The following is a 25,945-nucleotide window of genomic DNA, read 5'->3' as shown; positions in this document are numbered from 1 at the left end:
CGCACGCGGAGAGCGCAGGGGCCATCGCGGCCGCTCCCGCCACGACGGCGGCTCTGCCGACGAAGCGTCTGCGGTTCCACTCGTTTCTCATGGCGGCGACCCTCCCTGAACCGGGTGTCGAAGCGCTTCACCCGGCGCGAACGCTAACGGCGCAATTCGCACGGAACAAGAGGGCCCATACGAAGAATTCTTGCATTCCAGCCATTGACAGTCCGGTAGAAGCGATGACAGCGTCGAAGCGCTTCAACACTCCGTACCAGCCTGCTTAGAGGTCAGCCTTGCGCTTTTCCGTCCCTCCCTGCGACCGAGAGGCATCCGTTCCGCGACGCCGCGCTGCCGATAGGCAAGCGCATCGACGATCTGCTCGGTCGGCTCACGCTCGGCGAGCGGATCGCGCTGCTCCACCAGTACGCACCGGACGTGGAGCGCCTCGGCATCGCCTCGTTCCGCACCGGCACTGAGGCGCTGCACGGCGTCTCCTGGCTCGGCGAGGCGACGGTCTTTCCGCAGTCGAGCACCGAGGCAGACGGGACGCCGGATGGCTCGACGTTGTCAACGCTCACCTCGCAAGCGGTTCCCCACCACGCCGTTCCGCCAGTACGTCATGTGCCCGCCGATGCCAACGGGACGACACAGCAGCCGAGTTGCCGACACGAACGGCGAGCAGCCCGCGCCAGATTCAGCACTCACTCGCAGAAGAGGACGACTGCATGAAAAAGTCTTGGACTCTGTCCCTCATCGCTCTCGTCACTGCCGCGCTCGGGGTGACGGCGGCTGGTGTGGCCCCTGCCTCCGCCGCCTCCACCACGCCGTTGCGGGTCATGCCGTTGGGCGACTCCATAACCTGGGGCGTGGGAAGCAGTACGGGCAACGGCTACCGGGGTCCGTTGTGGGACGAGCTCGCGACGGACGGCCATCCGCTGGACTTCGTCGGCACGGGGCGGGGCGGTTCGATGTCCGACCCCGACAACGAAGGCCACTCCGGATACCGCATCGACCAGATCGCCGCACTCGCCGACGCCTCACTGACCCGCTACCGGCCCAACGTCGTGACGCTGGAGATCGGCACCAACGACCTGGGCGGGAGCTATCAGCCCTCCACCGCCGCCGACCGGCTGAGGTCGCTGGTCAACCAGATCACCGCCGACGTCCCCGACGCGACCGTCCTCGTGGCCTCCCTGATCGTGTCCACCAGCGGCTCGGAGGAGCAGTACCGTGGCGCGTACAACCAGGCCATCCCCCAGATCGTGAGCGACGCGCAGGCCGCGGGCAAGCGCGTCGCATACGTGGACATGAGCAGCCTGACCACGGCCGACCTGGCCGACGCCGTGCATCCCAACGACGCGGGCTACCAGAAGATGGCCGACGCCTTCCACCGCGGCATCCAGACCGCGGACAGCGCCGGGTGGCTGAGGAACCCCGCCCCCGCCCCCGCACGCGTGCAGTCCGACATCGCCGGCAAGTGCCTGGATGTCAGCGGCTTCGGCACCGCCGACGGGACCGCCGTCCAGATCTGGAGCTGCGGCGACAGCATCAACCAGTACTGGTCCGCCTACACCGACGGCACCCTGCGCTCCATGGGCAAGTGCCTCGAAGCCGCCGGCTTCGGCACGACCAACGGCACCAAGGTGCAGCTCTGGGCCTGCCACGGCGGCTCCAACCAGATCTGGCAGCCCTACAACGGCGGCTACCGCAACCCCGCCTCCGGCCGCTGCCTCGACGTTCCGGGCGCCTCCACGACCGACGGCACACAGCTCCACCTGTGGGACTGCCACGGCGGCTCCAACCAGAAGTGGACCACTCTGACCGCCGGATGACCCCCGCTCCCGGGACCTGAGCCCCTCCCCGCCCCGGTCCAGGGATTTGAGGCTCACCCTCTACCAGATCCTCGACACCATCCAAGACCTGCTGAACTGCTGGACCGGCACCTGCACCACGCGGGCGTCGTGCGGAGTGCAGTTGGCTGATGGTGTGTCAGGGGTGGACTTGCACAACCTCCCCTGAACGAGTGGGGTCGGGACTTGGCCGGGCTCCGACGGGGACAACCTCCCGGCATGGCCACGAGGAGTTGACCCGGACGACTTCGAGAGCCCCGCGCACTATCACCCAATGACGACTGCTGTGGGCGAGCCGCTGACCACCCGGCGTTGAGACCCCTCCTGCCCCCTCCGATATTCCCGTTCGACACTCAGAACGATGTCCGGCATTTCGAACTTTACTCTCGGTCCCCCTCCTACCCGTGAGGAAGCTGATCTCGCATGTCCTGGCTCCAACACCCCCACAGCCGCCGGAGAGTCATGGCGGCCACCGCCGGCCTGGTCGCGGGCGCCACACTGCCGGCGATGCGCGCGACGGCGGCCACGACGGCCCAGCAGGAGCAGTTCACCAACCCGGTGATCTGGCAGGACTTCGCCGACCTCGAGGTCATCCGCGTCGGCGACACGTACTACTACACCGGCTCGACCATGCACTACTCGCCGGGCGCGCCCGTCCTGCGCTCCTACGACCTGGTCAACTGGGAGTTCATCGGCCACTCGGTGCCGGTCCTCGACTTCGGCGACGCGTACGACCTCAACGGCGGACGGGCATACGTCCAGGGCATCTATGCGTCCTCGATGCGCTACCGCCCCAGCGACCAGACCTTCTACTGGCTGGGCCAGATCGGCTGGCAGCGGTCGTACGTATACAGCGCCACCGACGCGGCGGGCCCCTGGACCCGGCACGCCGAGATCGGCAGCGTCTACTACGACGCGGGGCTGCTCTTCGACGACGACGGCACCCCGTACGTGGCGTACGGCGCCAACGAGATCCACGTCGCGCAGCTCTCCCCGGACATGCGCACCGAGGTCAGGTCCGAGCACGTGCTCACCAAGCCCGACGCGTTGCACCTGATGGAGGGCTCCCGCTTCTACAAGATCAACGGGAACTACTACATCTTCGTCACCCGCCCGCCCAACGGCCAGTACATCTGGAAGTCCACCTCAGGCCCTTTCGGTCCGTACGAGATGCGGGAGGTGCTGTTGAACCTGCCCGGCCCGATCCCCGGCGGCGGCATACCGCACCAGGGCGCGCTGGTCGACACCCCGAACGGCGACTGGTACTACATGGGCTTCATCGACGCCTATCCCGGCGGCCGCGTCCCCGCCCTGGCCCCGGTCACCTGGAACGCCGAGGGCTGGCCCGAGCTCCAGCTCGTCGACGGCGCGTGGGGCGAGACATACCCCTACCCGGTCACCCCGCACCCGCTCCCGCCGATGACCGGCTCCGACACCTTCGAGGGGACGGCGCTGGCGCCGTACTGGGAGTGGAACCACAACCCCGACACCGCCGCGTTCACCGTCGACAACGGGCTTACCCTCAGGACCGCCACCGTCACCGACGACCTCTACAACGCCCGTAACACCCTCACCCGCCGCATCCAGGGCCCCGTCTCCACCGCGACCGTCGTGCTCGACTGCTCCGGGATGGCGGACGGCGACCGGGCCGGGCTGGCGATGCTGCGGGACTCCTCCGCCTGGATCGGCGTCACGTGGCAAAACGGCGTCAGCAGGCTGGTGATGTTCGACGGCCTGACCATGGACGCCAGCTGGAACACCACCGGCACCGGCACCGAGCAGGCCCGCGCCGACCTCCCCGCGTCCGGCAGCCGCGTCTGGCTGCGCGCCACCGCCGACATCAGCCCGGGATCGGGCCGCCAGGCGACGTTCTCCTACAGCACCGACGGCACCACCTTCACCCCGCTCGGCCCCGCCTTCACCATGAACGAGAAACCTAATTTCTTCATGGGCTACCGCTTCGCCGTCTTCAACCACGCCACCAAGGCCCTCGGTGGCAAAGTGCGGGTGGAACGCTTCGACTTGCGCGCGTGCGCGCCGACGGCGCAAGCAGGCACTGTGGACACGAACGCCTGGTACGTCGTGGTCAACCGCAACAGCGGCAAGGCACTGGACGTGGCGGGCGCGAGCTCCGCGGACGGCGCCGCGGTCACGCAGTGGGGCCGGTACGACGGGACCAACCAGCAGTTCCAGTTCGTGGACTCCGGTGGCGGCCACTACCGGTTGAAGGCGAGGCACTCCGGCAAGCTCCTGGACGTCTCCGGCTGGTCGACGGCCGACAACGCCGCCATCAACCAGTGGAGCGACCACGGTGGCGTGAACCAGCAGTTCCGGTTGGCGGACTCACCGGACGGATACGTCCGGTTGATCAACCGCAACAGCGGGAAGGCCGTCGAGGTACCGGGCTTCTCCTCCGCCGACGGGACCGGCATCGTCCAGTACTCGGACTGGGGCGGCGTGAACCAGCAGTGGAAGCTCGTCCGCGTCGGCTTCGTGGGCTCGCGCTCCTGCTGACACCGATATCCGGTGCAAGCCCACCGAACTCCCCTTACCCAGTGGGCAAGGGGAGTTCGGTGGGCGCGCGCCCGAGGTCGCACGGCCGACAGCGAGTTCCGAAAAAACTTGGACCGGGCGGCAAGGCCCGGACTGCAAAACCTGTCGTCGGGCCAGCTCGACGAGGGTGAGCCTCTGTCTGGCTTTGTTCACCGGTTTCGGTTCTGGCTCGCCTTTCCCGTGAACCGGTCACGATTGGTGACGATCGGGCGTTTCGAGTGCCTGGAGGATGTGTCGCACTTCCCGGCGCCATTGGTCGGCGTCGGCGTCGGGCGCTGTCCACCCAGCCGGTCGTCATTTCTGATCCGTCCCGGAGCACCCGGTCCAGTGAAAGCCTGGCCGACGCGCGGAGCGCTACGCAGGGCCAGCACCGACAGCGAGCGCGGCGAGTTCGTCGACCCCCGTGACGGCTCCATCGCGCTGGACGACTACGTGACTCGCTTCTGGCAGACGGGAGTCCGCGGAGCGCCCGGAACGGTCAAACGCATCGACGAACGCGTCCGCCTCCACATACGGCCTCAACTGGGCACCGTTGCCCTGCGGGACATCAGCCCTGCCGTCCTGCGTGGCTACATCGCCGCCCTGGAGAGCGAATGCTCGCCGCGCTGCACCCGGCAGATTCTCGGCTCGCTCTCGAACATCTTCGAGACCGCGATCGACGACAAGCGGCTGGCCCGCAACCCGATGCGGGCCAAGTCCGTGCGTTGGCCCAAGGTGCCGGAGGATCAGTGGGAAGCGTGGCCGCTGGAGACCGTGCAGCGTGTACGGGACGCGACTTCGCCCGTTCGGTCCTGCGTATTCGCCGGCAGGTACAACTCCTCGGTGGGCAGCTGTACTTCACCCTGCCGAAGGGTGGCAAGACACGTGTCGTCGACATGCCTCCGTCGGTTGCAGCAGCTTTGGCCCAGTACTTCATGGAGTACCCCGCAGTCGAGGTGGAGCTGCCGTGGGGCGGTCCGGAGCCCGACCGGGAGACGAAGAAGTTCCCGCTCGTCATCACCACGACGTACGGCAACGCTCTTCGCGCGAACCTCTTTAACGTCGAGGTCTGGAAGCCGGCCCTGGCCGCCGCCGGTGTCATCCCCCTGCGGAAGAAAGGGGAGCGGTGGAAGGCGTCTCGCAAGGACGGCTTCCACGTGCTCCGACACACGTACGCCTCAGTCATCCTCGAAGCGGGCGAGTCCGTCGTCACCCTGGCCCGCTGGCTCGGGCACTCGAGCCCGACCATCACCCTGGACTACTACGCCCACTTCATGCCCGAGGCCGGGCGGCAAGGGGCGCGGGGCCATCGATGCCCTGCTCAACCACTCCGCCGCCGTTGCCACGGCCGCCTAGACGTCCAGTTCGCCCAACCCGCGAAACGGATGGGCACAGCAACCTGCTGTGCCCATCCGTTTTGGTGTTCCGCCTCGGAAGCCCACTACTCTCCGTGCTGACCACCGCTCCCAGGCGACGCCACAGCGGCCAACCTCTCGCAGGTCAACGTCCGCGATCGCGGCAGACTGCCCGCGTCGGACCGCGGTTGATTCTCCCCAGATTCTCCCCACCAGCCTCCGAGGCTCCGTCAGAGCGGGCAATCGAGGATGCCACTGCTGGTTGAGGCGCCTCTCGCGGTGACTACTCAGAGCCAGTCTTTCCGCTTGAAGATGATGTACAAACTGGTGCATACGATGGCCATCAAGGTGATAGCGAAGGGGTATCCGAGTACCCAGTGCAACTCCGGCATGCTGTCGAAGTTCATCCCGTAGATCGTCCCGACCAGCGTCGGAGCGAACAAAATGGCCGCCCAAGAGGAAATCTTCTTGATCTCCTCGTTCTGTTCGAACCCTGCCTCCGCCAACGCCCGCATCTCCGCGTTCTGTTGCTGGGTGACGAGGGTCGCGTTGACTGTGAGGATGTCGGCGAGGGCCTGGCGGAAGCCGTCGACCCGCTCGCTGGTGTGGGTGACGTGGTCGGCGACGTCCCGCAGGTAGCGTTGCAGTTCCTCGTCCGTGCCGTACTTCGCGAAGCCGGCCATCAAGGCGTGCAGCATGCCGACCAGAGGGCGGGTGGCGCGCTGGAACTCGACCATTTCGCGGGAGAGTTCGTAGATACGGCGGGAGACCTCCGGGTCGCCGCGGAAGACCTCCGTCTCGATCTCGTCGATGTCGTTCTGGACGCCCGAGACGACCGGAGCGTAGCCGTCGACCACCGTGTCCAGGATGGCGTAGAGGACGGCCTCGGGGCCCAGGCTCAGCAGCTCCGGTGTCTCCTCCATGCGGTGACGGACCGCCGAGAGGTCGGGGGCCGCCCCGTGGCGGACCGTGATCACGAAGTCCGGGCCCACGAACACGTGCAGCTCGCCGAAGTCGACCTCTTCGGGGGCGTCCAGATAGCGGGCCGCGCTGAGCACCACGAAGAGCGTGTCGCCGTAGCGCTCCAGCTTCGGGCGCTGGTGGGCCTCCATCGCGTCCTCGACGGACAGGGGGTGCAGGTCGAACTCCGCCGCCAGGGACAGGAGTTCGCTCTCCGTGGGGCGAGCGAGACCGATCCAGGCCATTCCGGACGGCTGTTCGCGCAGTTCGCGGAAGGTGTCCGCGAGCGTCGCGGGGGAGGAGACCCGCACGCCGTCGCGGTACAGAGCCGCCTGGACGATGCTCGGCGGCTCGGCCCCCTCGGGGGCGGGTGGTTCGGCGTCGGGCGCCGGAGCCTGGGGCGGGGCGGAAGGCGGGGTCAGGGCACGGCGCCAGGCGGACTTCCTGGAACCCTTGGCGGCGGAGCTCTTCGCGGCGGGGCGGGCGCGTCGCTCGGACATCGTGGCTGCCTCTCGCTCTCGGGTCGAGCCGATGTCGGCGTGATCACGGAGCAGGGTATACGGGGCAAATGACATCGTAGGGGGAGACGTCACTGAGTTTCGGTGAGAGTTGCGGACAGAACGTGTCCGCAAGCGCCTCTAGCGTGTCCGGTATGACCAAGACGACCACGTCGGCTCCCGTGCTCAGCCCCCGTGCCCTCAACCGCGCGACCCTCGACCGGCAACTGCTCCTGCGGCGGTCCGGCCTGTCCGCGAAGGCCGCCGTCGGACATCTGCTCGGCCTCCAGGCCCAGAACGTCAAGCCGCCGTACTACGCGCTCGCCGCCCGCCTCGACGGTTTCGCCCCCGAGCGGCTGTCGGAGCTGATGGCCGAGCGCGAGGTCGTCCGGATCGTCACCATGCGCTCGACCATCCACACCCACACCGCCGAGGACTGCCTCACCCTGCGGCCCCTCGTGCAGCCCGCCCGCGACCGCGAACTCATCAACTTCCGCAAGGGACTTCAGGGCGTCGACCTCGACCGCCTCGCCGTCCTCGCCCGGGAACTCGTCGAGGCCGAGCCGCGCACCATGAAGCAGTTGCGCGAGGCACTCCTCGCCGAGTGGCCGGACGCCGACCCGCAGGCCCTCGCCATCGCCGCACGCTGCAAGCTCCCCCTCGTCCAGGTCACCCCCCGCGGGCTGTGGGGCAGGAGCGGTCAGGTCGCGCTCACCACGGCAGAGCACTGGCTCGGCTGCCCCACGGAACCCGTCCCCACCGAGCCCCTCCCCACCGGGCCCACCCCCGACGCCACCGTCCTGCGCTACCTCGCCGCCTTCGGCCCCGCCTCCGTCAAGGACATGCAGACCTGGGCCGGACTCACCCGCCTGCGCGACGCCTTCGAGCGGCTCCGACCCCAGCTGCGGATCTTCCGCGACGAGAACGGCGTCGAACTCTTCGACCTCCCCGAAGCGTCCCGTCCCGCCGAGGACACGCCCGCCCCGCCGCGCTTCCTGCCGGAGTTCGACAACCTGCTGCTCTCCCACGCCGACCGCACCCGCGTGGTGCCCAAGGAGTACTGGGGCCGCAGCTGGCAGGGCAACCAGGCCTACTGCACGCTCCTCGTCGACGGCTTCCTCGCGGGCGTCTGGAAGCTCACCGGGGACACACTCGTCGTCGAGCCCTTCGAGCGGCTCACCAAGGCCCAGCAGAAGGACGTCACCGCCGAGGGGCAACGGATGCTCGCCACGCTGCACCCGGGGACGCCGTACGACGTCCGGTTCGGGACAGTCGTAGGAAGGTGACCCGCCGAAGGGGATCGCTCAGTCCGCCCGCCCTGTCACCGCCACCGTCAGCCCCAGTCCGATCATCGTGAACCCGCCCGCGCCGCCGATCATCGAGAGGCGGCGGTCGGAGCCGGCGAACCAGGTGCGGGCAGCCGACGCGGTCAGGCCCCACAGGGTGTCCGTGACCAGGCCGATGGTGATCGGGACCAGGCCGAGCAGCAGCATCTGCGCCGGTACGTGCCCCGCCGAGTGGTCCACGAACTGGGGGAGCACGGCCGCGAAGAAGACGATGCCCTTGGGGTTGGTGACGCCGACGAGGGCGCCGTCGAGGACCGTCCGCAGGTCACCCCGCGCCGGCCCGGCGGGTCGGGAGGCGATGGCCGAGGCCTTCAGCTCCTTGCGGTGCCGCAGTGCCTGCACCCCGAGGAGGACCAGATACGCGGCGCCCGCCAGCTTCACCGCCAGATAGACGGCCACCGACCGCTCCACCAGGGAACCGATCCCGACCGCGACCGCCACGACGAGCAGGTAGGAACCGAAGACGTTGCCGACCGCCGTCGCCACCGCGGTACGCCTGCCGTGGGCGAGGGCCCGGCCGATGACGAACAGCACACTGGGCCCCGGGATGACGATGACCAGCAGGGACATCGCGGCGAAGGCGAGGACGCGGTCCGTGGACACCATGGCGGTCATTCAAGCACGGATCGCACGCATGGACAGGGGGCGCTGCGGGCCGCTCGTGGTGGCCCGCAACGCCCCCGGCTTCTCACCTGAGGAATACTCAGGAGAACCTCTGGGGACCTATGAGTTGACCTGCGCGGTCACGAGGCTGGAGAAGGTGGTCAGCCGGGTGTAGACACCCGGGTAACCGGCCTCCGCACACCCCTCTCCCCAGGAAGTGATACCTGCCAGGGCGCCCCCGATGAGCAGGGGACCGCCGCTGTCGCCCTGGCAGGTGTCTACGCCGCCGGATGTGTATCCGGCGCAAACCATGTCGCTCGCGACGAAGTCGGAGCCGTAGGAACTGGCACAGCTGGAGTCGGACACGATCGGGACGGTCGCGGTCCGCAGCTGGTTGGAGGAGCTGCCGCTCTCCGAGGTGGTGCCCCAGCCGACGATGCGGGCCGTGGTGCCGGCCGCGTACACCCCGGTCTGGGACGAGGAGACATAGGACGCCGTGGTGTACGGCATCGACGTCGACAGCGTCAGCACGGCCACGTCGTCGCCGTTGGTGGCGTCCGTGTAGTCCGGGTTGATCCAGATCTTGCTGACCCGGCTGACCGTGCCGTTGGTGCCGTTGAGGTAGGTGCGACCGCCGACGACTCTCACGCTGCTGGTGGTCTCGCCGACCATGCAGTGGGCCGCGGTGACCACTTTGGTCGCGGAGACCAGGGTGCCGCCGCAGAACTGGTTCTGCGAGGCGTCCGTGATCTGCATCATGAACGGGTACGAGGTCGTGGTCGTCGTGGTACCGCCGACGATGGGCTGGGGAGCGGCGACGGCGGTGGGGGCGCCGAGCAACGCGGTGGCGGCGGCAGCGGCGATCGCCAGGGTGACGCCGGTGGCCTTCTTCGCACGGGTGAGACCGAACATCAGTGAGTCTCCTCAGGGTTGCCGGTGGGGGGTCGCGCGGGTGTGGGGGTGTACACGGGGGTCGCGGGACCGACCCCCGTATGCCCGGGCGAGCGGCATGTCCATAAGCTAGAACCCGGAAGTTCCCCTTCCCAATGAGGGAACCCCCTAAGGGAGTTGGGCAGGGAAAACCCTCGGTGCGCCCTGGGGAGAGCGTTTCTGACGGACCGTCGGCTACGGGCGGCGCCCCGCCGCCAGCCGGACGATGTCCACGCGGGAGCGGATCCCGAGCTTGCGGTAGACCCGGGTGAGGGTCGCCTCGACCGTCTTCACGCTGATGAACAGCCGCGCGGCTATCTCCCGGTTGGTGGCGCCCTCCATGACGAGGGCGGCCACCTGACGCTCCATCGAGGCCAGCCCTTCGAGCCCCTCGAGCCCTTCCAGGCCGTCCGGCGCGGTGGTGGGCACGGGCTCCGGCTCCTCCGGCCGGGCCAGCGCGGCCGCCTCCACCTGGCGCAGCCAGGGCAGCGCCCGGCAGCGCCTGAAGAGCCGGGCCGCCTCGTCGTACGACGTCGGCCCCGGCCGCCGGGTGCGCAGCTGGGCCAGGGCGAAGGCGGCGCGCGCCTCCTCCAGGCCGTAGCCCAGCTTGGCGAGACGGTCCTGCACCGACGTCAACTGGACCAGCGCCGCCTCGAGTTCACCGCGCGCCGCCCGCACCAGCGCCTCGGCCCGGTCCAGGACGGCGAGCACGCTCTCCCGGCCCAGCCGGAGCGCGTTCACCCGCGTCACGTCGATGACGTCCTGTGCCTCGCCGGTCTCCCCGATGCGTACGAGGGCCTCGGCGAGGTCGCCCTGCCAGCGGCCGCGCGCCGGATCCGTGATGCCGAGCCCGTGCTCCAGCTCGCGCACCCGGCGCAGTGAACGGACCGCGCCCTGCGCGTCCCCGGCCACGAGCTGCGCGTAGCCGAGGACGGCCAAGCCTCGGGACTCGTACATCTGGTCGCCGTTCTCCTCGGCGTGATCGACCGCCTCCCGGGCCAGTTCGAGCGCCCGCTCGACACTGCCGCCCGAGGCCTCCGCGATGGAGGCGAGCACGGCCGAGGCCACCTCGCCGATCCCGGTGTCCCGGGCCATCATCAGGCTCTCCCGGGCCAGGTCGAGCGCCCGCCCGCAGTGCCCCGAGCGCAGTTCGGTCTCGGCCACCCCGCGCAGGAAGTGCACCTCGCTCTCGACCGAACCGCGCCGCCGCACCTCGCGCAGCAGCGCGGTGACCGTCGCGCGGGCCTCGGGCAGCTGGTCGCTCATGATCAGCCAGCGGAAGCGGGAGTACCCGGCGCCGTTGTGATGGCAGGCCACCCGCGGGTCCTGGGGCTCCTTCAGGGCACGCTTGATGGTCGCGGGGGCGTCCGGATGGCCCATGAGGGTCTCCAGCTGGGCCTGGAAGGACAGCGCCATCAGCTCGTTGTAGCGGTCGCCTGCCCGCGCGGCCAGCGCTGCCGAGTGCGCGGCCTCCCCGCGGGCCTCGACGAAGTCGCCCTCGACGAGCAGGGCCCGCCAGGCCAGCTGGTAGCGGATCAGGGCGAGCAGTTCGGGGTCGTCGCCCGCGTCGGCCAGCGCCTGCGGGAAGACCGCGTCGACCTCCGTCATGGCGTGACCCGCGGTGTCGATCACGATGATCCAGGCCCGCACCCGGTCCGCGGGCACGGTGGCCCGGGTGAGCACGTCACGGGCGATGTCCCGGGCGAGGTCCAGTTCACCGGCGGTGATCGCGTCCTCGGCGGCCGCGAGCCGGCGTACGTCAGGAGCGGGCGCACCGTCGGCCGGGGTGTGCCGGGCCGACAGCAGCCCGAGGGAGGCGGCCATCGAGGGTGCGCCCCGGTCCCGGGCCAGGGCCGCGGCCTCGGCGAGCCGGGCGGCCACCTCCGGGTCGGTGCCGATGGTCGCGAGGGCCAGATGGCGGGCCCGCTCGATGGGGTCGGAGGCGGCCGTGGACAGCGCCCGGTGCGCATCCCGCCGATCCTGCGCGGGCGCCTCCGCGTACAGCGCGGCCGAGATCAGCGGATGCGCGAAGCGTACGGCGGGACCCTCGGCCTCCGTCGCGAGCAGGCCCAGCGCGGCCGCCTGGGCCATCTCCGCCTCGGCGTCCCTGCGGCCGGCCGCGTGCAGCAGGGCCGGAGTCGGGCGGGCGCCCGCGCTCGCCACCAGGAGGGTGCGGCGGGCCTCCTCGGACAGCATCTCCAGGCGGCTGAGCACCAGGGCCCGCAGCGAGGTGGGCACCGGCAGCGGTTCACCGGGGCGGGGCGGGGTCGGGTTCTCGGTGAGTGCGCGGCCGAGTTCCAGGGCGTAGAACGGGTTGCCGCCGCTGGTGCGGTGGATGTCCCGGACGGTGGAGCGCTGCAGGCCGGTGTAGCCGCGGTGGTCGAGCAGCGCGGCCACCTGGGCGCGGGTGAGCGGGTTGAAGCGGACGGCGAGACTGTCCGGTGGCAACGCGCGTAGATGGCGGTCGTACTCGGTGCCGTCGGTCCGGACCGCGCACAGCATCCGCACCGGGATGTCGCCGAGCCGCCGGGCGGCGAAGCCGAGGAGTTCCAGGCTCGCGGGATCCAGCCACTGGACGTCGTCGGCGACGAGCAGGACGGGCTTCTCGGCGGCGAGGGCGCGCAGCGCCGACAGCACGGCCAGGCGCAGGGCGAGGCCGTCGCGCTGGAGGGTGGACTCACCGCGTCCGGTCAGCGCCGACTCGAGGGCGGTGCGCTGGGCGGCGGGCAGCTTGTCGGAGACGTCGTCGAGGACCAGACCGAAGAGGTCGGCCAGGGCCAGGAAGGGGAGATGGGATTCCGACTCGGTGGCCGAGCAGCGCAACACGGTGTGGGCCGCTTCGCCGTATTCGGCCGCCAGGGCCCGCAGGACGGTCGACTTTCCTATTCCGGCCGGGCCGTGCAGGAGCACGCTGCCGCCGCGGGCCAGCTGCTCACGGGCCTGGCCGAACAGCTCGTCCCGGCCGATGACCAGGTCAGGGCGGCATCTCGCGGGCTCCTGGAAGTCGCGTGGCACGGTCACCGCTCCCCTCCCTGTGTCGTGTCCTGGCCAATATTAGGCAAGGTGCTTTGAAATTCGGCGGGAAGAGGTGGTGAGGGAAATAACAACCGGTTCCGCATGGAAAAATTCAAAGCACCCACGAATGAATGAGATGTCTACCAATGTTACGGGAGGAGCCGGGTTGTCACGGGAGCAGTCCCGCCCGGCGTGCGGCGACCACCGCCTCTCCACGGGTCCTGGCCCCGAGTTTCCGCATGGCCGACCGCAGGTACGCCTTGACCGTCTCGGCTCTCACGCCCAGCCTGTCCGCCGCCGCGGCGTTCGTCGCCCCGGCCGCCACACAGGCCAGGACGTCCAGCTCGCGCGGTGCCAGGGCGATGCCGTGCGCGGTCTCGGCATCCGGGGTCAGGAGCGCGCAGGCGTCGAGCAGGTCGGCCCGCAGCGCCGGGTCGCCGATCCGCGGGGCCAGCGCCCGCAGCGCCGCGTGCGCCTCCCGGACCTGCTCCCACGTGGAGGTGTCGGCGCGCCGCGGCTCGGCCCGCGCCGCCACCAGCACGTCCCGCGCCTCGTCGTCGACGACCAGCGCCTGCTCCACGTCGCGCGCCGCGTCCACCGCCGCCGTCAGCGTGCGGTCGCCGAGCGGCCGGGCGTCCCGCAGAGCGCCGTACAGCACGCCGCGCACCCGGCGCCGTACGACCACCGGCACGGCCAGCACCGAGCGCAGCCCCTCGGCGGCGACGGCGGCGTCGTACTCATGGCTGATCTGCCGGGACGTGGAGTAGTCCGCCACGGCGCACGGGCGGGCCAGCGCGACCGCCTTGCCGCCGAGTCCGTTGCCCGAGGTCACCGCGAGCGCGAGGAGCGAGGTGGTGGCCGTACCGCTCAGTTCGCTGATCCGGACCCGCGACCGGTCGGGCTCGACCAGACCGCCGAAGGCGACCGGTAGCCCCGTCGTGTGCCGCAGCCGCGCGAGTGCACGCCGGATCTCCACTGCTCCGCCCGGGTTCACTGCCACCTGCTCGTCCCTTCACTGCGGCACACACCCCCGTTCGGGGGTAGTGAGACCTGCATCACGGATTACACGATGGCAGAGAGCCGCCCGGCAATGGTCCGGCACCAAGGAGGACGCAAGATGACGGCTACGGAGGACTTCCGCGGGGCGCGGGACTTCCTGCTCCAGCACCGCGAGGACTACGCGACGGCGTACGAGGGCTTCGTCTGGCCCCGCCCGCAGCACTTCAACTGGGCGCTCGACTGGTTCGACGTCATCGCCGAGGGCAACGACCGCACGGCCCTGCACATCGTCGAGGAGGACGGCAGCGAGATCCGCCTCTCCTTCGCCGAGATGGCCGAACGGTCCAACCGGGTCGCCCATCTGCTGCGTGAGCGCGGGGTGGAGGCCGAGGACCGGATCCTGGTCATGCTGGGCAACCAGGCGGAGCTGTGGGAGACGGCCCTCGCGGCCATGAAGCTGCGTGCCGTCGTCATCCCGGCGACCCCGCTGCTCGGCCCCGCCGACCTGCGCGACCGCGTCGAGCGCGGCCGGGTGCGGCACGTCCTGGTGCGGGCCGAGGACACCGGCAAGTTCGACGAGGTGCCCGGCGACTACACCCGCATCGCCGTCGGCGGCGTACCGGAGGGCTGGCAGCCGTACGAGGACGCGTACACCGCCTCCGAGGAGTTCCTGCCCGACGGGCCGACCCTCGCCGACGACCCGCTGATGCTGTACTTCACCTCCGGTACGACGGCCCGCCCCAAGCTCGTCGAGCACACGCACACCTCGTACCCGATCGGGCACCTGGCGACCATGTACTGGATCGGCCTGAGGCCCGGCGACGTGCATCTGAACATCTCCTCGCCGGGCTGGGCCAAGCACGCCTGGTCCAACCTGTTCGCGCCGTGGAACGCGGAGGCGACCGTCTTCATCCACAACTACACGCGCTTCGACGCGGGCCGTCTGATGTCCGAGATGGACCGGGCGGGGGTCACGACCTTCTGCGCACCGCCGACCGTGTGGCGCATGCTCATCCAGGCCGACCTGACCCAGCTGCGCCGAAAGCCGCGCGAGGTGGTGGCCGCGGGCGAGCCGCTGAACCCCGAGGTCATCGAGCAGGTCCGGCGGGCCTGGGGCATCACCGTCCGGGACGGCTTCGGCCAGACCGAGACGGCCGTCCAGGTCTCCAACAGCCCCGGGCAGGTGCTGAAGACCGGTTCCATGGGCCGCCCGAGCCCCGGCTACAAGGTGGAGCTCCTCGACCCGGTGTCCGGCGCGCCCGGCGCCGCCGAGGGCGAGATCGCGCTGGACCTGTCGGCCCGGCCGGTCGGCCTGATGACCGGCTACCACGGCGACCCGGACCGCACGGCGGAGGCGATGGCGGGCGGCTACTACCGCACCGGCGACGTGGCGTCGAGGGACGAGGAGGGGTACCTGACCTACATCGGGCGCAGCGACGACGTCTTCAAGGCCTCCGACTACAAGATCAGCCCCTTCGAGCTGGAGAGCGCGCTCCTCGAACACGAAGCGGTGGCCGAGGCGGCCGTCGTACCCGCGCCGGACGAGCTGCGGCTCGCGGTCCCGAAGGCGTATGTCGTGCTTGCGGAGGGCTGGGAGCCCGGTCCCGACACCGCCAAGGTGCTGTTCGAGCACTCCCGGGAGTCGCTGGCGCCGTACAAGCGGATCCGGCGGCTGGAGTTCGCGGCGCTGCCCAAGACGGTGTCCGGCAAGATCCGGCGGATCGAACTGCGCGAGGCGACGGCGGCGGGGTCGGACGCCGAGTACCGCGAGGAGGACTTCCGGTGAACTCGTACACGCACGGCGTGAGCACGACGGAGCTGCTCGGCGACACCATCGGCGACAACCTGGACCGGGCCGTGGCCACCTGGCAGGAGCGCGAGGCGCTCGTCGACGTGCCGTCCGGGCGGCGTTGGACGTACGCGCAATTCGGCGCCGATGTCGACGAGTTGGCGTCCGCGCTGCTCGCCTCCGGGGTCCTCAAGGGCGACCGGGTGGGGATCTGGGCGGTCAACTGTCCCGAGTGGGTGCTCGTGCAGTACGCCACCGCGCGGATCGGCGCGGTCATGGTGAACATCAACCCGGCGTACCGCACCCACGAGGTCGAGTACGTCCTCAACCAGGCGGGGGTCTCCCTGCTGTTCGCCTCGCTCAGCCACAAGGGCAGCGACTACCGGGCGATGGTCGACGAAGTGCGCGGCAGGTGCCGCGAGTTGCGGGAGGTCGTGTACCTCGGCCACCCGAGCTGGCGGGAGTTGCTGGGGCGCGGCGGCCGTGCCGCGGCGTACCCGGAACTGTCCTGCGACGACCCGATCAACATCCAGTACACCTCGGGCACGACGGGCTTCCCCAAGGGGGCCACCCTCTCCCACCACAACATCCTCAACAACGGTTACTTCGTGGGCGAGTTGATCGACTACAGCGAGCAGGACCGGGTCTGCGTCCCGGTGCCCTTCTACCACTGCTTCGGCATGGTGATGGGCAACCTGGCGGCGACCTCGCACGGCGCCTGCGTGGTCATCCCGGCTCCGTCCTTCGACCCGGCGGCGACGCTGCGCGCGGTCCAGCAGGAGCGCTGCACCTCGCTCTACGGCGTTCCGACCATGTTCATCGCGGAGTTGAACCATCCCGACTTCGCGACGTACGACCTCTCCTCCCTGCGCACCGGGATCATGGCGGGCTCGCCCTGTCCGGTGGAGGTGATGAAGCGGGTGGTCGCCGAGATGCACATGGCGGAGGTGTCCATCTGCTACGGCATGACCGAGACCTCCCCGGTGTCCTTGCAGACCCGCAGGGACGACGACCTCGAGCACCGCACCGGCACGGTCGGCCGCGTCCTGCCGCACATCGAGGTCAAGGTCGTCGACCCGGCGACCGGGGTCACCCAACCACGGGGCGTGGCAGGGGAGTTGTGCACCCGCGGCTACAGCGTGATGCTCGGCTACTGGAACGAGCCAGGGAAGACGGCGGAGGCCGTGGACGCCGGACGCTGGATGCACACCGGTGACCTGGCGATGATGCGCGAGGACGGCTACGTCGAGATCGTCGGCCGCATCAAGGACATGATCATCCGGGGCGGCGAGAACATCTACCCGCGCGAGATCGAGGAGTTCCTGTACGGCCACCCGAAGATCGCGGACGTCCAGGTCGTCGGGGTCCCTCATGAGCGCTACGGCGAGGAGGTGCTGGCCTGCGTCATCCCACGGGACCCGGCGCACCCGCCGACCCTGGAGGATCTCCGCGGCTTCTGCGAGGGGCGGCTGGCCCAGTACAAGATCCCTAGCCGGCTGAGGATCCTCGAAGCCTTCCCGATGACGGTGTCCGGCAAGGTGCGCAAGGTCGAACTGCGGGAGACGTACGCGGAGGACTGAGCACACCGCACCCGCCGACGCGGCCCTCGCCGACGCGCCGGCCGGCCCGCCTGTGCCTCGCGCGCCGCAGGCCTGGGGGTGGTTCTGGCGGGCTGGGTCGGGTGGGCCGCCGTCGGCCGTTCGTCGTATCGGTGGCCGTTCCTGGTGTGGCGGACTTCGGTGGCCGCGCCCGGCGGGTCGCGCTGTGTGCTTGTGGGTGGTTCTGGCGGTTCTGGTGGGCTGGCGGGGTGCGGCTGCTACCGGTGTGTAGGTCGGCCTGGGTGGCTGCGCCCGGGGGCGGGGCCGCAGGCTTCGTGTGCCGCACGGCTGGTGGTGGGCTGGCGGGGTGCGGCTGCTACCCGTCTGTGGGCCGGCCTGGGTGGCTGCGTTCGTTCGGCGGGACCGCAGGCTTCGCGTGCCGCACGCCTGGGGGGTGGGGGTGGCCGCTGCCCGTGAGCCGCTCCCGGTCGGGGGAGTCCCGGGGGCCGGGTTCCGCCGGCCGTTCGTCAGGCGCGGCAGGCGCCGAGTCGGCCCGAACCGCCCGCGGCCTATCCGCCCAGCTCGTCGGCCAGGCTGTTCACCGGTTGGGGCGTGCCCGTCAGGTCCAGGACGAACAGCGGGACGCCGAGGGAGTCGGCGCGGGCGCGGGCCTCGGTGGTGTAGCCGGACAGTGAGAAGTACACGCAGTGTGCGGACTCCGTCATGGCCGTCAGCCACAGGCACTCCACGTCCCGCAGCGAGGCCGGTCGCACGGCAGGATCCACCTGGGCCAGCAGCCCGCGGGCCGCGAGACCGATGCCGGACGGCGGACGCTGGTCCGCGCGCCGGATGTCCTGGTAGCCGAGCCAGCGCAGATACAGCGCGGCGACGGTGACCGCGTCGCGCGCGGTGCGGATCGTGATCGGCTGGAAGGCACGGCGCGGGGGAGCGGAGGCGTCCACGTCCGGCTCCGTCTCGGTACAGGTGTCCCCGGCCACCGGAATCCGCAGGACCGTCCCGCAGCTACAGCCCAGCTCCGGCTGCGGCCACTCGGCCTTGCGGCCGCAGACCGCGCACTCCACGGCGACCCACGCCTCCTCCCACACTTGGTGGGTGACGGCCGTGGGCGCGCCGTGCCGGTCCAGTGGCAGGCAGACCGGGGCGCCGCACTCGCAGGGGTACGACGGCGCCGCGTAGAGGTGCTCGCGCCGGCAGACCGGACAGCGCACCGAGACGCTCTCGGACATGGCCTCATCGTCCTCCAGGAGGCCCGCCTCTGTCCGTCTCTTGGCCAACCTTCGTCTCTTGACTGCCCTGGTCTGCCCACTTACATTGCTTCCAGATAGTAGAAAAATTATTCCGCAATACGGAAGTGCTCACCGCGGGGCGCGACGGGAGTACGCATCCGACAGCCGAAGCAGTTGAAGCAGGAGTACTCGATGGCTCGAATGACCGCTGCCCGCGCGGCAGTTGAGATCCTCAGGCGCGAAGGTGTCACGGACGCGTTCGGTGTCCCCGGCGCGGCGATCAACCCCTTCTACGCGGCGCTCAAGGCCTCCGGGGGTATCCATCACACCCTCGCCCGTCACGTCGAGGGCGCCTCGCACATGGCCGAGGGCTACACCCGCACCCGGGCGGGCACCATCGGTGTCTGCATCGGCACGTCAGGACCCGCCGGCACCGACATGATCACCGGCCTGTACTCCGCGACCGGCGACTCCGTCCCGATCCTGTGCATCACGGGCCAGGCCCCGACCGCCGTGATCCACAAGGAGGACTTCCAGGCCGTCGACATCGCCTCCATCGCGCGGCCGGTGACGAAGATGGCGGTCACCGTCCTGGAGGCGGCCCAGGTCCCCGGCGTCTTCCAGCAGGCCTTCCACCTCATGCGCTCCGCCCGCCCCGGCCCCGTCCTCATCGACCTGCCGATCGACGTCCAGTTGACGGAGATCGAGTTCGACCCGGAGACGTACCAGCCGCTCCCGGTCTACAAGCCGGCCGCGAGCCGTGCGCAGATCGAGAAGGCGCTCGGTCTGCTCAATGAGTCCGCGCGGCCGCTGATCGTCGCCGGCGGCGGTGTCATCAACGCCGACGCCGCCGAACTCCTCGTCGAGTTCGCCGAGTTGACCGGTACCCCGGTCGTCCCGACCCTCATGGGATGGGGCGTCCTGCCCGACGACCACGAGCTCAACGCCGGCATGGTGGGCCTGCAGACCTCGCACCGCTACGGCAACGCCACCTTCCTGGAGTCCGACTTCGTCCTCGGCATCGGCAACCGCTGGGCCAACCGCCACACCGGCAAGCTGGACGTCTACACGGCGGGCCGGACGTTCGTCCACGTCGATGTCGAGCCGACCCAGATCGGCAGGATCTTCGCGCCGGACTACGGCATCGCCTCCGACGCCAAGGCGGCCCTGGAGCTCTTCGTCGAGGTGGCAAGGGAGTTGAAGGCGGCCGGCCGGCTCCCCGACCGCTCGGCCTGGGCGGCCTCCGCGCAGGAGAAGAAGGCGACCCTCCAACGCCGTACGCACTTCGACGACATCCCCATCAAGCCGCAGCGTGTGTACGAGGAGATGAACAAGGCCTTCGGCCCCGAGACCCGGTACGTCTCCACGATCGGCCTCTCCCAGATCGCCGGCGCCCAGATGCTGCACGTCTTCAAGCCGCGCCACTGGATCAACTGCGGCCAGGCGGGCCCGCTCGGCTGGACGATCCCGGCCGCGCTGGGTGTCGCCAAGGCCGACCCGGAGGCGCAGGTCGTCGCCCTCTCCGGTGACTACGACTTCCAGTTCATGATCGAGGAGTTGGCCGTCGGGGCCCAGCACAGGATTCCGTACATCCACGTCCTCGTGAACAACTCCTACCTGGGCCTGATCCGCCAGGCCCAGCGCGCCTTCGACATCGACTTCCAGGTCAACCTGGAGTTCGAGAACGTCAACTCCCCGGAACTGGGCGTCTACGGCGTCGACCACGTCAAGGTCGCCGAGGGCCTCGGTTGCAAGGCCATCCGGGTGACCGATCCGGCGGAACTTGGCGCGGCGCTGGAACAGGCGAAGAAGCTCGCCGCCGAGTTCCAGGTCCCGGTCGTCGTCGAGGCCATCCTGGAGCGGGTCACCAACATCTCGATGTCGACGACGAACGACATCGGCAACGTGGTCGAGTTCGAGGAGATCGCGACGGAGCCGGGCCACGCGCCGACGTCGATCAAGCCGCTGAAGGTCTGACCCCGCGCACAGCTGAAGGGCGGTCCCACCGTGAAGGTCGGACCGCCCTTTCCTGTGCCCGGCTCCCCCGAAGCCGTCCCCCGTCGCGATGCCCGCCGCCCCCGTGCCGGCCGACCTCGCCTGATGAGAATGCGCCCGAGCAGGGGTCCGGCAGAAGCCCCTGAATCATGTTCAGAGGTTGATTTGAGGATTCCGTATCCGGCCTACGACCGCTGCCGTACGCCCGCTCACGGCTCCTGGTGCTCGGACAGCCCCGGCCAGTCCTCCGGACCGCCGCCCTGCCACTCCACGATGTCGTCGTCCTCGACCTCGATCCGGTCCAGGTCGGCGAGCCGGAGCAGCTCCACGACGTCGTCCAGGTGCGCGGCGACGCCGAGATTCTCGTCGTCCACGGTGACCCGCCGCGATCCGTCCAGGGCCGGAGCGTGCACCACCACATGCGGATGCTGTGTCGGATGTGCTGCCATGCCTACAGCGTGCTGCGGTCGGCCGGATTCCGCACCCCGGTGACCGCACCCGACGCACGGCGGAGCGCCGGACACGGGACCGTCCGTATCCGGCGCTCTGCTTTCCTGCGGGTTTCGCCGGGACCGCGGCGGCCGCGACGGAACCGGGGCGCGCTCCTTCCCTCAGGTCGAAGAAGGAGGGCCCGGGACCTTCACCACCGCACTGGCTCGCACGCCGCCGCGGTCCTCCCCCTGTCCGCACCCGGTACCGGGCGACCACCCCTCATCCGGGTCGCCGGGCGCGTCGGGTGCGGTCAGGGTGTCTCGGTCCTCGCGCAGCGCGAGGTCATGGGTTTCCGGTCCGCGGCGGCGCCTGGGCGCGACAGGACAGATGTCAGCGCCGCCGCGGACCGGAAGTCGGGATCAGACCTGGGCGCCGGACAGGCGCTCCACGGCCCGCAGCAGCGCCGAGTGGTCCAGGCCCCCGTCGCCCTGCGCACGCAGACTGGCGACCAGCTGGGCGACCACGGCGCCGACGGGCAGAGCCGCGCCGACGTTGCGGGCGGCGTCGGTGACGATGCCCATGTCCTTGTGGTGCAGGTCGATACGGAAGCCCGGCTTGAAGTCGCGCTGAAGGAAGTTGTCCTTCTTGCGGGTCAGCACGGTCGAGCCGGCGAGACCGCCGCCCAGGACGTCCAGGGCGGCCTTGAGGTCCACGCCCGACTTCTCCAGGAAGACCACGGCCTCGGCGCACGCCTGGATGTTGACGGCGACGATCAGCTGGTTGGCGGCCTTCACGGTCTGGCCCGAGCCGTGCGGACCGCACAGCACGATGGTCTTGCCGAGCGCCTCGAAGACCGGCTCGGCCTCGTCGAAGTCGGTCTGCTCACCGCCGACCATGATGGACAGCACCGCCTCGATCGCACCGGCCTCGCCGCCGGACACGGGCGCGTCCAGGACGCGGATGCCCTTCTCCTTCGCCGCCTTCGCCAGGTCGACCGAGGTCTGCGGGGTGATCGAGGACATGTCGATCAGCAGGGCGCCGGAGCGGGCGTTGTCCAGGATGCCCTCGGGGCCGTACGCGATGGCCTCGACCTGCGGGGAGGCGGGCACCATCGTGATGATCACGTCGGCGTCCCGCACGGCCTCGGCGATCGAACGCGCCGCGGTGCCACCGGCGGCGGCCAGCCGGTCCAGCTTGTCCTGTTCGAGGGTGAAGCCGGTGACGTCGTAACCCGCCTTGACCAGGTTCTCGGACATGGGGGAGCCCATGATGCCGAGACCTATCCAGGCGATCTTGGGGAGGTTGCTCATGATCGGGGGTGCCTTTCCGGGAAGGGGGTCAGCGGGGCAGCCAGTCGAAGGCCTCGGCGCTCGGGCGGTCGCCCGGCTTGTACTCGAGGCCGACCCAGCCGTCGTAGCCCGCCTTCCTCAGCCGGTCGAGGAGGTCTTCGAGGGGAAGTGAGCCGGTACCGGGCGCGCCGCGGCCCGGGTTGTCGGCGATCTGCACATGGCCGGTCTTCGGGGTGAACTCCTCGATCACCGCCGGCAGGTCCTCGCCGTTCATGGACAGGTGGTACAGGTCCATGAGGAACTTCGCGTTGCCGAGGCCGGTTGCGTCGTTGACCTTGTCGACGATCCCCACCGCAGCGGGCGCGCTCACCAGGGGGTACAGCGGTGACTCCGGCTTGTTGAGGGCCTCGATCAGGAGGATCGCGCCGATCCGGTCGGCCGCGCGGGCCGCGAGGACCAGGTTCTCCAGCGCGAGCGCGTCCTGCTCGGCCGGGTCCACGCCGTCGACGCGGTTGCCGTACAGGGCGTTGAGCGCCGTGGCGCCGAGCGATCCGGCGAAGTCGGCGGCCACGTCGATGTTGGCGCGGAACCGCTCCGACTCCTCGCCGGGGACGGACAGGGCACCGCGGTCGGGGCCCGGCAGCCGGCCGGCGTAGAAGTTCAGGCCCGTGAGCTGGACGCCCGCATCCTCGATCGCCGTCTTCAGCGCGTCGAGTTCGGTCCGCTCGGGCGTGGGGGTGTCGATCCAGGGCCACCACAGCTCGACCGCGGTGAAGCCGGCCGCGGCGGCTGCGGCGGGGCGCTCCAGGAGGGGGAGTTCCGTGAAGAGGATCGACAGGTTGACGTTGAAGCGCTGTTCTGCGGCTGTGCTCGATTCAAAACCGGGCATGGGGGTCGGCGCTCCCTTCCGTGTCGAGTGTTTCCATAATGTGGAAGTTAGTTTCTGCTTATTGGAAGATTGCCGTCGGGTTGAAGGCGTTGTCAAGAGGGCTCGGCGGAAAACGGCACCGCGCGTTAGGTTGTGCGCGTGCGATTGCGAGTGGAGTTCACGACCGAGCCGTTCGACCTCGACGAGGCCCCGGCGCACGCGCTCGTGGCGCGCGAGGTCATCGAGGCGGCCGAACTGGACGCGGTGGATGTCGGCCCGTTCGGCAACACGGCGGAAGGCGGCGCCGACGAGGTGCTCACCGCCGTGGACGCCCTGCTGCGCAGGACCCTGGCCTCCGGCGCGACCCGGATCTCCCTCCAGGTGAACGTGCTCGGGGAGGCTGACGCGTGAGCGCCGACGAACCGTTCATCACGGCGGTCAAGCCGCTGGTCGACGCCATGGGCGGCGAGATGCTCCCGCCGGACGAGGCCGGCCCCGACGACGTCGTGCTCTCCTGGCAGGGCGCCGACGTGGTCGCCGTACGGCTGCCGCAGCTCGCGGACTCCCTCGACCACATCCTGGCCGCCATGGAGCGCAAGCGGGGCAAGCCGCTCGCGGACCTGGACCGCAAGGCCAAGCAGGAGGTCGTGCGGATACTGGAGGCGCGTGGCGCCTTCTCCGTACGGCACGGCGTGGAGACCGTGGCGAGCGCGCTCGGGGTGAGCCGCTTCACGGTCTACAACTATCTGAACCGGGACAAAGCGTAGGAAAAGAATCCGGGCGGGTTTCGTAACCCCGAATTTTCAACAAAGTGTTGACGTGTTGTCGCGTGAAGGCGTTAGCTGAATCCCGTGACTTCGACTTCCACGTCCCCCGGCCTGGCCCGGTTCAACGTCCTGGAGGAGCACGCGGCCCACGCGGTGCTCCTCGAGGCGTGCGCCTCCACGGCGTGGGCTCGGCGTCTGCTCGCCGCCCGCCCCTACGCGACCGCGGAGGACCTCTACGCCACCAGCGACGCCGCCATGGCCGAGCTGACCCCCGACGACCTCGCCGAGGCCATGGCCGGTCACCCGCCGATCGGCCGTCCCAAGCCGGGCGACCCCGCCTCGGCCCGCGAGCAGCGCGGCATGGCGGGCGCCTCCGAGGAGCTCAAGGCGGAGATGCTCGAACTGAACCTGGCGTACCAGGAGAGGTTCGGTCATGTCTTCCTGATCTGCGCGACCGGCCGCACCGGCGAGCAGATGCGCGACGCGGTCAGGGAGCGGATCGGCAACGCGCCGGAGCAGGAACGCGAGATCGTCCGCACCGAGCTGGGCAAGATCAACCGTATCCGGCTCGCCCGCATCGTCGAAGAGGACGCCTGACCATGAGTACGAGCACCACCGCCTCCGTGTCCACGCACATCCTGGACACCAGCGCCGGCCGCCCCGCCGGGGGAGTCGCCGTCCAGCTCGCCGCCCGCCCCGGGCGCGAGGCGGACTGGCAGGCGCTCGGCGGCTCCGCGACCGACGCGGACGGCCGGTGCAAGGACCTGCCGGCGCTGCCGGAGGGGACCACCCACGTACGGCTCGACTTCGAGGTCGAACCGTACTTCTTGAAGCAAGCCGATGCGCAGCAGGACGCCCCCGCGAATCGGGACAGCGGTGCGACCGGAGTGTTCTTCCCCGAGGTGGCGATCACCTTCGCCGTGAACCCGGGCGAGCACTACCACGTACCGCTGCTGCTCAACCCGTTCGGCTACTCCGTTTACCGAGGGAGCTAGCTACATGCCCATCCTGGGACAGAACCAGTACGGCAAGGCCGAGAACCGAGTCGTGAAGATCACGCGGGACGGCGCCACCCACCACATCAAGGACCTCAACGTCTCGGTGTCGCTGAGCGGCGACATGGACGCGGTCCACTACTCCGGCTCCAACGCCCACGTGCTGCCGACCGACACCACCAAGAACACGGTGTACGCGTTCGCCAAGGAGCACGGCATCGCATCCGCCGAGCAGTTCGGCATCCACCTCGCCCGGCACTTCGTCACCTCGCAGGAACCGATCAGGACCGCGCGGATCCGCATCGAGGAGTACTCCTGGGAGCGGATCGCGACGGCCGGCGAGGACGCGCACTCCTTCGTCCGCCAGGGCCAGGAGACCCGCCTGACCCAGATCACCTACGACGGCTCCTCCTGGGAGGTCGTCTCCGGGCTCAAGGACCTGACCGTCATGAACTCGACCAACTCCGAGTTCTGGGGCTACGTCAAGGACAAGTACACGACCCTGCCCGAGGCGTACGACCGCATCCTGGCGACCGAGGTGGCCGGCCGCTGGCGCTTCAACTGGTCGGACGACGAGCAGGAGACGCCCGACTGGGAGACGTCCTACGAGCAGGTCAAAAAGCACATGCTCGAGGCCTTCGCCGAGACGTACTCGCTCTCGCTCCAGCAGACCCTGTACCAGATGGGTTCGCGGATCATCGACCACCGGGCCGAGATCGACGAGGTCCGCTTCTCGCTGCCGAACAAGCACCATTTCCTCGTGGACCTGGAGCCGTTCGGGCTGAAGAACGACAATGAGGTCTACTTCGCCGCCGACCGGCCCTACGGGCTGATCGAGGCGACCATCCTCCGGGACGGCTGCGAGCCGAGGATTCCGGTGGATCTCACCAACCTCTGAGCAACTCCCTCTGCGGCACCCGCGGCCCGCCAGGGCGGGCCGCGGCACTCAAACT

21 protein-coding genes and 3 pseudogenes are annotated in these 25,945 nt (G+C 69.9%); 14 read left to right on the top strand and 10 right to left on the bottom strand.

The features are described 5' to 3' along the window. Positions 1–19 precede the first annotated feature (19 nt). A pseudogene (locus OG841_RS10270) lies at positions 20–91 on the bottom strand (twin-arginine translocation signal domain-containing protein); the annotation flags it as partial. A gap of 170 nt (positions 92–261) precedes the next feature. Here OG841_RS10270 and OG841_RS10265 point away from each other — a divergent pair. The 5 genes and pseudogenes from OG841_RS10265 to OG841_RS10245 all read left to right on the top strand — a co-directional run. Continuing rightward, positions 262–513, top strand: a pseudogene (locus OG841_RS10265) (hypothetical protein); the annotation flags it as partial. A gap of 197 nt (positions 514–710) precedes the next feature. Next, positions 711–1,817, top strand: a complete 1,107-nt coding sequence (locus OG841_RS10260; RefSeq protein ID WP_371564541.1) for a ricin-type beta-trefoil lectin domain protein — start codon at positions 711–713, stop codon at positions 1,815–1,817. A 441-nt stretch (positions 1,818–2,258) separates the two neighbouring features. Continuing rightward, positions 2,259–3,860, top strand: a pseudogene (locus tag OG841_RS10255) (glycoside hydrolase family 43 protein); the annotation flags it as partial. Further along, complete coding sequence (locus tag OG841_RS10250) at positions 3,837–4,349, top strand: RICIN domain-containing protein (protein WP_371570644.1); 513 nt, start codon at positions 3,837–3,839, stop codon at positions 4,347–4,349. The pseudogene OG841_RS10255 and the gene OG841_RS10250, both read left to right, overlap by 24 nt. A 767-nt stretch (positions 4,350–5,116) precedes the next feature. Further along, entirely contained in the window at positions 5,117–5,824 is a 708-nt protein-coding gene (locus OG841_RS10245; RefSeq protein ID WP_371564539.1) for a tyrosine-type recombinase/integrase, read from the top strand. Positions 5,825–6,009: 185 nt separating this feature from the next. Here OG841_RS10245 and OG841_RS10240 read toward each other — a convergent pair whose 3' ends face one another. After that, on the bottom strand, positions 6,010–7,182 hold the full coding sequence (locus tag OG841_RS10240; protein ID WP_328641708.1) for a magnesium and cobalt transport protein CorA: 1,173 nt from the start codon (positions 7,180–7,182) through the stop codon (positions 6,010–6,012). Between the two features lie 152 nt (positions 7,183–7,334). Here OG841_RS10240 and OG841_RS10235 point away from each other — a divergent pair, with 152 nt between their 5' ends. Then, positions 7,335–8,465, top strand: coding sequence for a winged helix DNA-binding domain-containing protein (locus OG841_RS10235; protein WP_371564537.1), 1,131 nt, complete (start codon positions 7,335–7,337; stop codon positions 8,463–8,465). Positions 8,466–8,483: 18 nt separating this feature from the next. Here OG841_RS10235 and OG841_RS10230 read toward each other — a convergent pair whose 3' ends face one another. From OG841_RS10230 to OG841_RS10215, 4 genes are all read right to left on the bottom strand, one after another. Continuing rightward, positions 8,484–9,131, bottom strand: a complete 648-nt coding sequence (locus OG841_RS10230) for a LysE family translocator (RefSeq protein WP_328641710.1) — start codon at positions 9,129–9,131, stop codon at positions 8,484–8,486. A gap of 117 nt (positions 9,132–9,248) precedes the next feature. Further along, positions 9,249–10,040: a S1 family peptidase gene (locus OG841_RS10225; protein ID WP_328641711.1), complete on the bottom strand. Its 792-nt coding sequence runs from the start codon at positions 10,038–10,040 to the stop codon at positions 9,249–9,251. Between the two features lie 213 nt (positions 10,041–10,253). Beyond that, positions 10,254–13,079 carry a helix-turn-helix transcriptional regulator gene (locus OG841_RS10220; protein WP_328641712.1) on the bottom strand — a complete coding sequence of 942 codons (2,826 nt, stop codon included), beginning with the start codon at positions 13,077–13,079 and terminating at the stop codon, positions 10,254–10,256. A gap of 163 nt (positions 13,080–13,242) precedes the next feature. After that, a complete protein-coding gene (locus OG841_RS10215; protein ID WP_371570641.1) occupies positions 13,243–14,067 on the bottom strand; it encodes a response regulator transcription factor in 825 nt (274 codons plus the stop codon). A 123-nt stretch (positions 14,068–14,190) separates the two neighbouring features. Here OG841_RS10215 and OG841_RS10210 point away from each other — a divergent pair, with 123 nt between their 5' ends. Together OG841_RS10210 and OG841_RS10205 are read left to right on the top strand one after the other, a co-directional pair. Next, positions 14,191–15,858, top strand: a complete 1,668-nt coding sequence (locus OG841_RS10210) for an AMP-binding protein (RefSeq protein ID WP_328641713.1) — start codon at positions 14,191–14,193, stop codon at positions 15,856–15,858. After that, positions 15,855–17,441: an AMP-binding protein gene (locus OG841_RS10205; protein ID WP_371564533.1), complete on the top strand. Its 1,587-nt coding sequence runs from the start codon at positions 15,855–15,857 to the stop codon at positions 17,439–17,441. The genes OG841_RS10210 and OG841_RS10205 overlap by 4 nt, the downstream gene beginning before the upstream one ends. Before the next feature lie 527 nt (positions 17,442–17,968). Here the strand turns inward: OG841_RS10205 and OG841_RS10200 are convergent. Further along, positions 17,969–18,646, bottom strand: coding sequence for a hypothetical protein (locus tag OG841_RS10200; RefSeq protein WP_328641715.1), 678 nt, complete (start codon positions 18,644–18,646; stop codon positions 17,969–17,971). Between the two features lie 192 nt (positions 18,647–18,838). On the opposite strand from OG841_RS10200, the gene gcl reads away from it, so the two are divergent. Then, entirely contained in the window at positions 18,839–20,623 is a 1,785-nt protein-coding gene (gcl, locus tag OG841_RS10195) for a glyoxylate carboligase (protein WP_328641716.1), read from the top strand. A 227-nt stretch (positions 20,624–20,850) separates the two neighbouring features. On the opposite strand, the gene OG841_RS10190 is transcribed toward gcl, so the two are convergent. The 3 genes from OG841_RS10190 to OG841_RS10180 all read right to left on the bottom strand — a co-directional run bounded on the left by OG841_RS10190 (position 20,851) and on the right by OG841_RS10180 (position 23,251). Continuing rightward, a complete protein-coding gene (locus tag OG841_RS10190; RefSeq protein ID WP_328641717.1) occupies positions 20,851–21,090 on the bottom strand; it encodes a hypothetical protein in 240 nt (79 codons plus the stop codon). Positions 21,091–21,492: 402 nt separating this feature from the next. After that, positions 21,493–22,383: a 2-hydroxy-3-oxopropionate reductase gene (locus OG841_RS10185; protein WP_328641718.1), complete on the bottom strand. Its 891-nt coding sequence runs from the start codon at positions 22,381–22,383 to the stop codon at positions 21,493–21,495. A 28-nt stretch (positions 22,384–22,411) separates the two neighbouring features. After that, positions 22,412–23,251 (bottom strand): TIM barrel protein, encoded by an 840-nt coding sequence (locus tag OG841_RS10180; RefSeq protein ID WP_328641719.1) that lies wholly within the window; start codon positions 23,249–23,251, stop codon positions 22,412–22,414. A 138-nt stretch (positions 23,252–23,389) separates the two neighbouring features. On the opposite strand from OG841_RS10180, the gene OG841_RS10175 reads away from it, so the two are divergent. The 5 genes from OG841_RS10175 (at position 23,390) to pucL (ending at position 25,890) form a co-directional block, all read left to right on the top strand. Further along, positions 23,390–23,641 (top strand): hypothetical protein, encoded by a 252-nt coding sequence (locus OG841_RS10175; RefSeq protein ID WP_079162710.1) that lies wholly within the window; start codon positions 23,390–23,392, stop codon positions 23,639–23,641. Positions 23,642–23,688: 47 nt separating this feature from the next. Next, the gene (locus tag OG841_RS10170) at positions 23,689–23,997 is read left to right on the top strand and encodes a helix-turn-helix domain-containing protein (protein WP_280868191.1); all 309 of its coding nucleotides are present in this window, start codon (positions 23,689–23,691) and stop codon (positions 23,995–23,997) included. An 84-nt stretch (positions 23,998–24,081) separates the two neighbouring features. Then, a complete protein-coding gene (gene uraD, locus OG841_RS10165) occupies positions 24,082–24,594 on the top strand; it encodes a 2-oxo-4-hydroxy-4-carboxy-5-ureidoimidazoline decarboxylase (RefSeq protein WP_328641720.1) in 513 nt (170 codons plus the stop codon). Positions 24,595–24,596: 2 nt separating this feature from the next. Beyond that, positions 24,597–24,992: a hydroxyisourate hydrolase gene (gene uraH / locus OG841_RS10160; protein ID WP_328641721.1), complete on the top strand. Its 396-nt coding sequence runs from the start codon at positions 24,597–24,599 to the stop codon at positions 24,990–24,992. Positions 24,993–24,996: 4 nt separating this feature from the next. After that, positions 24,997–25,890, top strand: a complete 894-nt coding sequence (pucL, locus tag OG841_RS10155) for a factor-independent urate hydroxylase (RefSeq protein ID WP_328641722.1) — start codon at positions 24,997–24,999, stop codon at positions 25,888–25,890. The last annotated feature ends 55 nt before the right edge of the window (positions 25,891–25,945 follow it).

This window comes from Streptomyces canus, assembly GCF_041435015.1.
Lineage (GTDB): Bacteria > Actinomycetota > Actinomycetes > Streptomycetales > Streptomycetaceae > Streptomyces > Streptomyces canus_G.
The sequence above is the reverse complement of the archived record's forward strand: the minus strand, read 5'-3'. Positions and strand labels throughout refer to the sequence as shown.